Raw genomic sequence first — 11676 nt, 5'->3', positions numbered from 1 at the left:
TCAAGGCTCAAGAAGCTGGGAATCAAGAAGGTTGTCATGATGACAGGAGACAGTGACAGAACGGCCAAGGCTATTGCAGAGCAGGTAGGGGTGGATGAGTATTACTCAGAGGTCCTTCCTGAGGACAAGGCAAAGTTTGTCGAGGCTGAGAAGACTGCGGGTCGAAAGGTCATCATGGTGGGAGATGGAATCAATGACTCACCTGCACTGTCGGCATCCGATGCTGGAATTGCCGTAAGTGATGGCGCGGAGATTGCCAGAGAGATCGCAGATATAACTGTCAGTGCGGACAATCTGTACGAGCTCGTAACACTTAAGGAACTCAGTAATAAGCTGATGAGCAGGATCAACAGGAACTATCGCAAGATAGTGACCATCAACACAGGACTTATTATCCTGGGCGTGATGGGAGTTATCCAGCCAACCACATCAGCACTGCTTCACAATTCATCGACGCTTCTCATAAGTCTTGACAGTATGAAGAAGCTGCTGGATTGATGATCGGAGCATAGAATTATATTGATGATCGAAGCGTAGAATCATATAGAATATAAAATAAAGCTGCCCTCTTCACTGTGATGAGTACCCGGGATTCCGGAACATTAGTGAGGAGGGCAGTTTTGTAGTTAAAAGATGATTTTAAATAATAAAAATAATCTGTAAGAATTGTTGACCGGGCCGACAGAATATGACAAAATGTATGTATAAATCATGAGTAGATAGCTGAACATAAGGGCAGAATATTAGCAGATATTATCTGGAATGTTTATGAAATGAAAATATACAGATGTGTGTGGAGCACAGCGTGATGCGTGTGTTCATCACAATAGAATGGAGGATGATCAGTATGGTAAAAACGGTAAAAGGCGATAATTTTGAAGATATAAAGGCATGCGGTGTGGCGGTTGCGGATTTCTCAGCAACATGGTGCGGACCATGCAAGATGATGGCACCGGTATTTCACACGGTTGCAGATGAACTGAATGGTGAAGTGGATTTCTTCAGTGTGGACGTGGATGAGAATCCCGGACTTGCGGCTGCCAATAAGGTGTTCAGTGTTCCGACATTGATACTGTACAAGAATGGTGTTGAGGCATCGAGGAGTGTCGGAGCTATATCCAAGTATGATCTTCTCGATTTCATTGAGAAGATCAAATAATTGTCTGTGATATGTATCCCGGATATTTTAATTGGGATCTGAATTGAAGTGGGGATACAAACTAGAAACAGGAAAAACATAAAGCCCTGTCAGACTTAACATTCATATGGGTCTCATATTATGGATACATATGAATGTTAAGTCTGACAGGGCTTTAAGGTTATTGAAAACACATTGACTATCTGGCGTCTCTGTCTACATATTCTCTATACTTAACCAGACTCTTATATGCCGGTCTGATGATCTTGTCCGTGGTGACAAGCTCCTCGATTCTGTGAGCGCTCCATCCAACTATACGTGCCACTGCAAAGAGCGGTGTGTAGAGCTCCCTAGGAATTCCGAGCATCTCATACACGAATCCGCTGTAGAAGTCTACGTTAGGGCTGACACCCTTGTATATCTTGCGTTCCTTGGCGATGAGCTTTGGCGCGATCTTCTCAATGTTGTTGTACAGAGTCATATCCTCGTCCCTGCCCTTGGCAGCGGCAAGCTGTTCGACAAATGACTTGAATACTTTTTCTCTTGGGTCTGACAGTGAGTAAACGGCATGGCCCATACCATAGATGAGTCCCTTGTGGTCGTAGGCTTGCTTGTTCAGCAGCTTATCCAGATATGCCTCTATGGCCTCTTCGTCATGGTAATCCTTTATGTGCTCCTTGATATCGTCCATCATGTTCATAACCTGCAGGTTGGCACCACCATGCTTCCTTCCCTTGAGGGATGAAAGGGCGGCGGCAATGGCAGAGTATGTGTCAGAGCCGGATGACGTTACAACTCTTGTGGTGAATGTGGAATTGTTACCACCGCCGTGTTCCATGTGAAGCAGAAGTGCTATGTCAAGAACTCTTGCCTCAAGCTCGGTATACTTCATGTCAGGCCTGAGCATCCTGAGGATGTTTTCAGCCACGGAAGCATCCTTGTCAGGTCTGTGAATGTACATACTTCCGTCGTTCTCATAATGGTTGTATGCGTGATAACCATACACAGCCATCATAGGAAATGTTCCGATGAGACCGATACACTGTCTGAGAACATTGTCTATATCCAGGTTGGTAGCCTGATTATCGTATGAAGCCAGAGTCAGCACACTTCTTGTCATGGAGTTCATTATATCCACACTAGGTGCTTTCATGATGACATCACGGGTAAAGTTGGTCGGCAGGTTCATGGACTCGGCGATGACACTGCTGAATTCTGAGAGCTGAGCCTCGGTAGGCAGTTCTCCGAAGAGAAGAAGATAAGCAGCTTCCTCAAATATATGGCGTTTTCCTTTGCCGCCTTTTACGAGATCCTGTACATCATAGCCTCTGTACAATAACTGTCCGTCACACGGAACCTTCTGGCCATCCACATCCTTAAATGCTATGATCTGTGATATATTGGTAAGACCGGTCAGAACTCCCTGTCCATTCTCATCACGCAGTCCTCTTTTTACTCCGTATCTGGCATAGAGCTCTTTGTCTATCACATCATGCTGCTGACAGAGAGAAGCCTGCTTCTCCACGTATTCTGTCAGATTCTCCATATACTCCATATAAGTAACTCCTTTCCGTTTGTATGATAAATCAGATGATCTTTTTGCATATGTCGCTTAGACAACATGCGTCGCAATGTGGCTTCGTTCTGGCTGTGCACACGGATCTGCCGTGATCCACCAGCCTGTGACAGAAGTCATTGCTCTCATCTGGAGGTACAAGCTTCCACAGTTCCATCTCAACCTTCTTCGGATCTTTTATCCCGTCAACCAGTCCCATTCGGTTGACAAGGCGTATACAGTGGGTATCTGTTACAATGGCAGGTTTGCCGTAGATATCACCCATGATGAGGTTTGCGCTCTTGCGGCCTACGCCGGGGAGCTTAAGCAGCTCATCTAGACTGTCAGGAACCTGGCAATCATAGGAATCAACAAGCATATTCATACATGCACTAATATCTCTGGCCTTGCTCTTCCCCAGTCCGCAAGGTCTCACAATGGCCTCGATGTCACTGACATCGGCAGCAGCCAGTTCTTTTACTACTGGATATTTGGCAAATAAATCCTGGACTACCACATTCACCCTTGCATCAGTGCACTGCGCCGCCAGGCGGACACTGACAAGAAGCTGCCATGCGTGTGAAGTATCGAGGGTGCATACCGTGTCAGGATATTCCTTCTTCAGCCTCTCGATAATGTCCAGTGTTCTCTGTTTTTTCGTATATCTCTTCTGTGATTCCATAAAAAAGACCTCCAGTCTCTATATGATAACATGAAAGGCCTGCAAATGGATATCGAAAAAGAATTCTTAATAAAAATGTTAGAAGTGTGAAAATGTTGGGAAGAGAAGACATGCCGCAGCCCAGTATATGTGCTGGGCTGCGGCATGTCTTTGCTGGTATAAATAGCATGTCTGAAAGATTTTACTTTGTTCCGAAGATTCTGTCGCCGGCATCGCCAAGTCCTGGGCAGATGTAAGCGTTCTCGTTCAGCTCGCGGTCAACATGACCAACGTAGAGCTGGATGTCAGGATGAGCCTTGAGAAGTCTCTCAATTCCCTGCGGTGCAGCGATGATCGACATGAACTTGATATGCTTACCGCCGTGCTGCTTGATGAAATCAACGGCAGCAACAGCTGATCCTCCGGTTGCAAGCATAGGATCCGTGACAACTATAAGTCTCTCATCGATAGGATCAGGGAGCTTGCAGTAGTACTCGTGAGGTTCATGAGTCTCCTCGTCTCTGTACAGACCGATGTGTCCGATCTTGGCTGTAGGAACCAGAGCCTGAAGTCCACTGACCATTCCAAGTCCTGCACGGAGAATAGGTACGATCGCAAGATTTCTTCCTGCGATGACCGGAGTCATGCATTCCTCGATAGGAGTCTCTATACATACATCCTCGGTAGGAAGATCTTTCAGAGCCTCATATCCCATGAGCATGGCGATCTCTTCAACAAGTGCACGGAATTCGGCAGTTCCGGTGTTCTTATCTCTGAGCTTTGAAATCTTATGCTGAATAAGTGGATGTGTCATAACTGTGTAATCTGTCATATTGTGTAACCTCCTAATAAATAATATACAGATAATTATTATGCCTCAATGTCAGAGTTCTGTGGATTCATTCCAAGTCCGCGGCTTACATCACCCTTGGTGTTCTCACCAAATGTATAGTCGTTACCAGGCAGTATAGCGTTCAGCAGGATGCCGAATATAGCTGCGAGGGCAAGTCCTGTAAGAGTGATAGTTGTGCCTCCGATCGTGAATGTAAGGCCATTTGAGAAACCAAGTCCACATACCATGATAACGGCTGCGATGATCAGGTTTCTTGACTTCGTGAAGTCTACGTGGTTCTCAACCACATTTCTTACACCGATGGCTGAGATCATTCCGTAGAGGATGAAGCTTATACCGCCGATGATGGCAAGTGGCATAGAGCTGATGACTGCAGCAACCTTAGGTATGAAACCGAGGATGACTGCAAATAAAGCAGCAAGTCTGATAACTCTTGGATCGTGTACACGGCTGAGCTCGAGAACTCCTGTGTTCTCTCCGTAAGTCGTATTTGCAGGACCGCCGAAGAGAGCTGACAGTGATGTTGCAAGACCATCACCGATAAGTGTTCTGTGGAGACCTGGATCCTCAAGGAAATTCTGATCTACAGTTGCTGATATGGCACATATATCACCTATATGCTCCATCATGGAAGCGATGGCGATAGGAGCCATGACAAGTATGGCAGTTAAGTTAAATTTGCAGATCTGGAAAGGTGGCAGACCGAGAAAATGTGCGTCTGAAACTCCAGAAAAGCTGAGTATTGCTGAACCATCAGGGTTGGTCATACCACAGAAGTGAAGTATGAGTGCAACGCCATATGAGATAAGTACACCCATGAGGATAGGTATGATCTTGAACATGCCCTTGCCCCAGATGTTGAACACAATGACAACAGCCAGTGCGATAAATGCAAGCAGCCAGTTAGTGGATGCGTTTGATATAGCTGATGGTGCGAGGCTCAGACCGATACATATGATGATAGGTCCGGTAACCACTGGTGGAAGGAATCTCATGACACGCTTCACGCCGACAAGCTTGACGATCAGTGCAAGTATCAGATACAGAAGTCCTGCAACCACAATACCGCCACATGCATATGGAAGCTTTTCGCCCATTGGCATGTCCTTGAATATGCCTGTTTTAAGGTCTGCAACTGTGGAGAAACCTCCCAGAAATGCAAATGAAGAACCGAGAAATGCAGGTACCTTAAGCTTAGTGCATAAGTGGAAGAACAGTGTTCCAAGACCGGCACATACAAGAGTTACCTGAATTGAGAGTCCCTGACCCTCGAAGTATCCGTTTACGAGAAGCGGAACAAGAATTGTTGCACCAAACATGGCAAACATATGCTGGAATCCAAGTAAAAGCATCTTTGGAATTCCAAGCTTACGTGCATCACGAATGGCTTCTTTTTGATTATCCATAAGTAATAATCCTCCCATATTTTTTCTTAGTTAAATATTATAAAGTTTATTTACACTAAGGTCAATTTGAATAGTGAAATTTCCAAAATAAACTTAAGATATGTAATATATGTCAGCACTTGACAAAATGTTACAGAATTGTTACAATTCTGCTTGGATTGAGTAAAGGGGAGAAAAATAAAGATACAGGTCGAAGGAGACTACAGATATTATGATTGAATTAGAGAACGTGAGTATGACATATCCTGGGGGCAATCAGGCACTCAAGAATGTCAATATTAATATAGAGAAAGGCGAGTTCGTATTTATCGTTGGAAGCAGTGGTTCGGGCAAGACCACTCTGTTCAGGCTTCTGCTCAAGGAGCTCGATCCTACGGAGGGCAATATCACAGTTGCCGGATACGACTACGGCAAGATCAAGAGGAAGGATATACCGAAGGTCAGAAGAAGGATAGGGGTTGTGTTCCAGAACTTCAGACTTCTCAAGGACAGGACTATATACGAGAATGTCGCATTTGCACAGAGAGTCATCCAGACCCCGGCGAGATATATCAGAAGACGAGTTCCGGCCATGCTGACGCTGGTTGGACTTGCAGACAAATACAAATCATACCCGAAGGAGCTCTCAGGTGGTGAGCAGCAGAGAGTTGCCATGGCGAGAGCACTGGTCAACAATCCGGACATCATACTGGCGGACGAGCCTACAGGAAACCTTGATCCTAAGAACTCACTGGATATCATGAACCTCCTTGAGGATATCAACAAGAGAGGAACCACAGTTGTCGTGGTAACCCACAATAAGGATATCGTCAATGAGATGAAGAAGAGAGTTATCACCCTGAAGAAGGGCGTTATAATCAGTGATGAGAAGGAAGGAGGCTACATAGATGAAGATTAGTACATTTTTCTATGTCCTCAGACAGGGCTTTGCGAATATAAGAAGAAACATACTGTTCTCACTTGCATCACTGGGAACCATCATATCATGTCTGTTCCTTTTCGGAATCATATATGCGGTGGTTGTAAACTTCCAGTCAGGTATGCAGGAGCTTGAGAAGACAGTCACCATATCTGTATTCTTCGACGAGGATGCGTCAGATGAGACCATACAGCTCATAGGTGAACAGATAAGAACGGTCGATTATGTTGAGACGATGGATTTCATCTCAGCCGATGAGGCATGGGACAAGTTTGCAGATCAGAACTACGATGATCCACAGGTTGCAAAGAATGCATTTGGCGGAGATAACCCGTTAAAGAATGCTGCGTCATATGAGATCACGCTCAAGGATGTATCAAGACAGCCGGAGTTCGTGGCATTTGCCCAGGGCCTTTCAGGAGTCAGAAAGGTAAAGAGTTCTGACGTGACTGCGGACAGCATCACGACACTGTCATCCCTTGTGGGATATGCATCCATAGGAATAGTTGTGATACTGATGCTGGTATCTATATTCCTTATAAGTAACACGATCACCATAGGTATCACAGTGCGAAAGGAAGAGATAGGGATCATGAAGCTGATCGGTGCGACAAATGTATTTGTAAGGGCACCGTTCATCATAGAGGGTGTGATCATAGGCGCGGTCGGTTCGGCTATACCTCTGGTCCTTCTGTACTACATGTACGATAAGATACTGACATACGTTGCCGGAAGGTTCAAGGTTGTCACAACGCTGTTCGCATTTGTGAGCCAGCAGGATCTGTTCAGGACTATGGTACCGGTCGGACTTGTGCTCGGTATCGGTGTTGGTCTGGTAGGAAGTATTCTTACCACAAGAAAGCACCTGAGAGTGTAGTGTTAAATGCGGTCAGAGCAATGCACAAAAAATTCACAAATTGTTATTACTTTTTTAGGAACAATATGTGTTATAATGCTGATAAGTAGGGCAAAAAGATAATAACATTATGAAATGCGATTAGGAGGCATGAATGATGAGAATAGATTTATACAAGATAAAGAAGAAAGGTATGCAGGTGGCAGTGGTTACTACAGGAGCACTGCTCATGTCGTTTACATCCATATTTGCGGCTCCTGTGTTCAGCGTGCATGCTGAGGAGACCAAGGAGGATGTTGAGCAGCAGAAGGAAGAGGCTCAGCAGGCTCAGGAAGAGGCGAATGCAAACGCAGAGAAGTATCAGAAGAAGGTAGACAAGCTTACAGCGGCTGTAAATGAGCTCGATAAGCAGGCCACAGATATAAGCACACAGATCGTGGAGAAGAAACAGCAGGCTGAGGATCTTCAGAATGAGATAGATGAGACTCAGACAAAGCTTGCAGAGGCTCAGGTCAGTGAGGATAATCAGTATGAGGCGATGAAGAAGAGGATACAGTACCTCTACGAGGAGGGCGATGTTGCTTACATAGATGCACTTATGTCATCGGCTTCATTTGAGGATAGTCTTAACAAGTCTGAGTATGTTGATCAGCTCAGCACATATGACCAGAAGCAGCTCAACAAGCTGGTAAAGACTAAGAATGACATAGCAGAGTATCAGCAGACACTCAAGGATGATCTGGCGGATGTAGAGAAGGTAAAGGCAGACCTGGAGACCAAGCAGGCAGACCTTGATGATGTTATAAGCCAGAAGAATGCGGAGATCAACAAGTACAGTGATGATGTTGAGATGCAGAAAGCTCTTGCGGCTGAATACGCAAAGCAGGAGTCAGAGCTGGATGACAAGCTGGCAGAGCTTGCGCGTCAGGAACAGCAGAGACTGGAGGAGGAGCGTAAGCAGAGAGAAGCTGAACAACAGCAGCAGGATAACAACGGTGGAAGCGATAACTCAGGCAGTGACAGCGACAACAGTGGAAGTAACAATGGCGGTTCAACAACCGGTTCAGGTCAGTTCATATGGCCTGTATCAGGACCTATCACAGACTACTTCGGACCTAGAGAGTCACCGACAGCAGGAGCAAGCTCCAATCATATGGGTATAGATATAGGATGTTCATACGGAGTGCCTATCGCAGCGGCTGATGCAGGTGTTGTAACGGTAGCCGAGTGGGGCGAGAGTGGTGGTAACTACGTTATGATAGATCACGGTAATGGATTTGTGACGATGTACCTTCACAACTCATCACTTGCAGTAAGCGTTGGCGATGTGGTTTCACAGGGACAGACCATTGCGTACGCAGGTTCAACAGGATATTCAACAGGTACACATTGCCACTTCTCAGTATTCCTGAATGGCTCATATGTCAACCCACTTGATTATCTGTAAGATGAGGTTGAGACATGGCATAGGGATATGTGTCATATCATAAGATCTTAATATGATCATATATAGAATAGAGAAAAAATGCGTGATTCATGAAATATGGATCACGCATTTTTTATGTTAATAGGGGCGTGGATATGGGCGAAGTACCATATGTTGTGGTGGTGAGAAAATATGTCGAAAACAATAGTTTTTTTAAGAAAAAATAGGATTAGTGTCGGTTGACATAAGTGGTAAAAGTATTTATACTCACACTGGACTGAGTATTTATTTAAGGAGTATATTATGGTTTTTTCGAGCATGGAGTTCTTATTTAGATTCCTGCCTTTATTTTTGCTTATCTATTTTGTGACAAAGCCGAAGTACAGGAATGTTGTACTGCTTTTAGGCAGCCTTGTGTTCTACGCGTATGGCGAACCCATATACGTGTTCTTGATGATGTTTTCTATTATATTTAACTATTCGGTGGCAAGACGAATCAAGCGTTTTTATGATATAGAAGTATATTCGGAGATCGACTGTTCATTTGAGAGAAACTGCTGGCTGGCGGTGGCTATGGTGTTTGATTTTGGAATGTTGTTCATATTCAAATATATCAACTTCTTTATAGAGATAATAAACACTGCAGCGGGAACAAAGATATTTGATAGCGTGGCGATCACGCTGCCGCTTGGAATAAGCTTCTATACGTTCCAGATAACATCGTATATATTTGACGTGTACAGGCTCAAGTATCAGGCGGACAAGAGTATAATCAAGTTCGGAACATATGTGAGCATGTTCCCTCAGCTCATAGCCGGCCCTATAGTCAACTACGATGAGGTGAAGCCTGAGCTGGATCACAGAGAGGTCAAGGCGGACGATATAGAGCGCGGTGCGACACTGTTCGTATTGGGACTTGCGTACAAGGTGCTTCTGGCAAATAAGATAGCCAGTCTGTGGAACGATGTGCAGACGGTTGGCCCTTATGGAATAAACACTGTGACCGCATGGCTTGGTTCATGGGGATATTCATTCCAGCTCCTGTTTGATTTCATGGGTTATTCCGTGATGGCAATAGGAATTGGCCTTATACTTGGCTTCAGGATACCGGAGAACTTTGTCGATCCTTATATGGCACATTCCCTCACAGATTTCTGGAGACGCTGGCATGTTACACTCGGACGCTGGTTCAGAGAGTATGTGTACATACCGATGGGCGGCAACCGAAAGGGAAAGCTCAGAATGATACTTGCCATGTTCACTGTGTGGATGTTTACCGGATTGTGGCATGGTGCGGACTGGAATTTCCTGATATGGGGCTTGTTCCTGTTCGTGTTCCTTCTCATGGAGAAGCTGTTCCTTGGCAAGGTATTTGACAAGGTGAAGGTTCTTGGCCATGTGTACATGTTCTTCCTGATACCGATATCATGGACAATATTTAACATATCTGATCTGAAGCTTCTGGGACTGTACCTGAAGAGAATGTTTGGCATGAACATAGAGGGATCAGTCACCACACATGCCATGGACAAGCTGATCATGCTGGGACACACATACTGGTGGCTGCTGCTGATCTGCGTGATCTTCTGTACACCGTGGCCTAGAAAGCTCATAGAGAAATTCTACAAGAACTGGGTATGCAAGCTTATAATGCTCGCACTGTTCTGGTTCTGTGTATATCAGATAGCAAAGGGTGGCTCCAATCCATTCCTTTATTTTAGATTTTAGGAGGTGGGCAGATGAAGAAATTATGGCAAATGATAAAAGGCTGTCCACTGTTCTCGATACTCATAATATCCGGCGTGATAGTTACCGCAGGCGGTTATGTGGGAGCTGCGCTTGGCGTGTATAAATGGGATGTCAGCTTTCATCATCCTATGGCCCAGACTGTGCTGCTTGATGAGAGGGTGGCAACCGGAACTGACGCAACAAGCACGGATGCTCCGGGAAAGAGCGAGCTGACGTCGGAGTCCACGGGCAGTGCGGCTGCAGAGGAGCAGACAACGGAGGTGAAATCCACGGAGAAGCAGACTTCTGAGAATGCATCCACGGAGAAGACAACAGAGAAATCTACAGAGAAAGCGACCACCGAAAAGGCAACTACGGAAAAAGCAACCATAGATACAGGCGGTTCGGCTGCTCCGGTGACAAGACAGACTCAATACAAGAAGGTTAAGAAGAGAAAGGCAAGAAATAGCTGCTACAGAGATCTCACACAGATCGCTCTTGAGACCCAGTACCCATATATAAAGGTTGACAAGTCTTATTTTGACGATGCTCTGTTCATAGGTGATTCCAGAGTGGAAGGACTGGCGTTGTATTCCGGACTGGACAATGCAGAATTTGCATATATGGAGGGCCTTACTTCATTTGGACTGATGGGTGAGAAGATCGCCTCAAATGGAACAAAGACACTCACAGAGCTGCTTAAGAGCAAACAATTCAAAAAGATATACATCATGCTCGGCATAAATGAGGCGGGTTACAATACGGAGACATACGCATCCACATATATCGATGCGGTGGCCCAGATACAGGCGCTTCAGCCGGACGCAGTGATCTTTATGATGGGCTGCATGCATGTATCCAGCGACTATTCGGCAAGCCACGATATTGTGAACAATGACAATATCGATGACAAGAATGGTGCCATAGCTGCATATGCTGATGGAATAAAGCTTTTCTATCTGGATATGAATACGGTTGTGGACGATGGCAAGGGTGGTCTTGTAAAGGACTATACCTGGGATGACATACATTTGCAGGCGCAGTATTACAGTCTGTGGGAGCAGTATCTGTATGAGCATGGGCTCAAGGATGATGCTTTCAAATAGATAAAGTGCTGCGGGACCTGGCGGCATT

At 45.3% G+C, this 11676-nt stretch carries 11 protein-coding genes; 7 read left to right on the top strand and 4 right to left on the bottom strand.

The window, feature by feature from the left end; genetic code table 11:
- Both ABUA34_RS07840 and trxA read left to right on the top strand, forming a co-directional pair.
- Positions 1-498 (top strand): HAD-IC family P-type ATPase (locus tag ABUA34_RS07840; RefSeq protein WP_349823117.1); only part of this gene is annotated, 498 nt, incomplete at its 5' end.
- 349 nt (positions 499-847) lie between these two features.
- Positions 848-1159, top strand: coding sequence for a thioredoxin (gene trxA / locus ABUA34_RS07835; protein ID WP_022217252.1), 312 nt, complete (start codon positions 848-850; stop codon positions 1157-1159).
- Positions 1160-1337: 178 nt separating this feature from the next.
- On the opposite strand, the gene ABUA34_RS07830 is transcribed toward trxA, so the two are convergent.
- From ABUA34_RS07830 to ABUA34_RS07815, 4 genes are all read right to left on the bottom strand, one after another.
- A complete protein-coding gene (locus ABUA34_RS07830) occupies positions 1338-2684 on the bottom strand; it encodes a citrate/2-methylcitrate synthase (protein WP_055146778.1) in 1347 nt (448 codons plus the stop codon).
- 40 nt (positions 2685-2724) lie between these two features.
- On the bottom strand, positions 2725-3375 hold the full coding sequence (locus ABUA34_RS07825; protein ID WP_349823116.1) for an endonuclease III domain-containing protein: 651 nt from the start codon (positions 3373-3375) through the stop codon (positions 2725-2727).
- A gap of 181 nt (positions 3376-3556) precedes the next feature.
- Positions 3557-4186, bottom strand: a complete 630-nt coding sequence (upp, locus tag ABUA34_RS07820) for a uracil phosphoribosyltransferase (protein WP_015533675.1) — start codon at positions 4184-4186, stop codon at positions 3557-3559.
- Between the two features lie 38 nt (positions 4187-4224).
- Complete coding sequence (locus tag ABUA34_RS07815) at positions 4225-5613, bottom strand: uracil-xanthine permease family protein (RefSeq protein ID WP_238051906.1); 1389 nt, start codon at positions 5611-5613, stop codon at positions 4225-4227.
- Between the two features lie 211 nt (positions 5614-5824).
- On the opposite strand from ABUA34_RS07815, the gene ftsE reads away from it, so the two are divergent.
- The 5 genes from ftsE to ABUA34_RS07790 all read left to right on the top strand — a co-directional run bounded on the left by ftsE (position 5825) and on the right by ABUA34_RS07790 (position 11648).
- The gene (ftsE, locus tag ABUA34_RS07810; protein WP_022216898.1) at positions 5825-6511 is read left to right on the top strand and encodes a cell division ATP-binding protein FtsE; all 687 of its coding nucleotides are present in this window, start codon (positions 5825-5827) and stop codon (positions 6509-6511) included.
- Entirely contained in the window at positions 6501-7409 is a 909-nt protein-coding gene (ftsX, locus tag ABUA34_RS07805; protein WP_015533677.1) for a permease-like cell division protein FtsX, read from the top strand. Before ftsE ends, ftsX begins: the two co-directional genes overlap by 11 nt.
- A gap of 136 nt (positions 7410-7545) precedes the next feature.
- Positions 7546-8835: a murein hydrolase activator EnvC family protein gene (locus ABUA34_RS07800; protein ID WP_015533678.1), complete on the top strand. Its 1290-nt coding sequence runs from the start codon at positions 7546-7548 to the stop codon at positions 8833-8835.
- A 297-nt stretch (positions 8836-9132) separates the two neighbouring features.
- A complete protein-coding gene (locus ABUA34_RS07795) occupies positions 9133-10542 on the top strand; it encodes an MBOAT family O-acyltransferase (protein ID WP_349093319.1) in 1410 nt (469 codons plus the stop codon).
- 11 nt (positions 10543-10553) lie between these two features.
- Positions 10554-11648 (top strand): GDSL-type esterase/lipase family protein, encoded by a 1095-nt coding sequence (locus tag ABUA34_RS07790; RefSeq protein ID WP_015533680.1) that lies wholly within the window; start codon positions 10554-10556, stop codon positions 11646-11648.
- Positions 11649-11676 lie beyond the last annotated feature (28 nt).

The sequence above is a fragment of the Coprococcus sp. RTP21428st1_C9_RTP21428_210409 genome (assembly GCF_040227395.1).
GTDB lineage: Bacteria > Bacillota > Clostridia > Lachnospirales > Lachnospiraceae > Coprococcus > Coprococcus aceti.
This window is presented reverse-complemented; position numbering and strand designations above follow the sequence as displayed.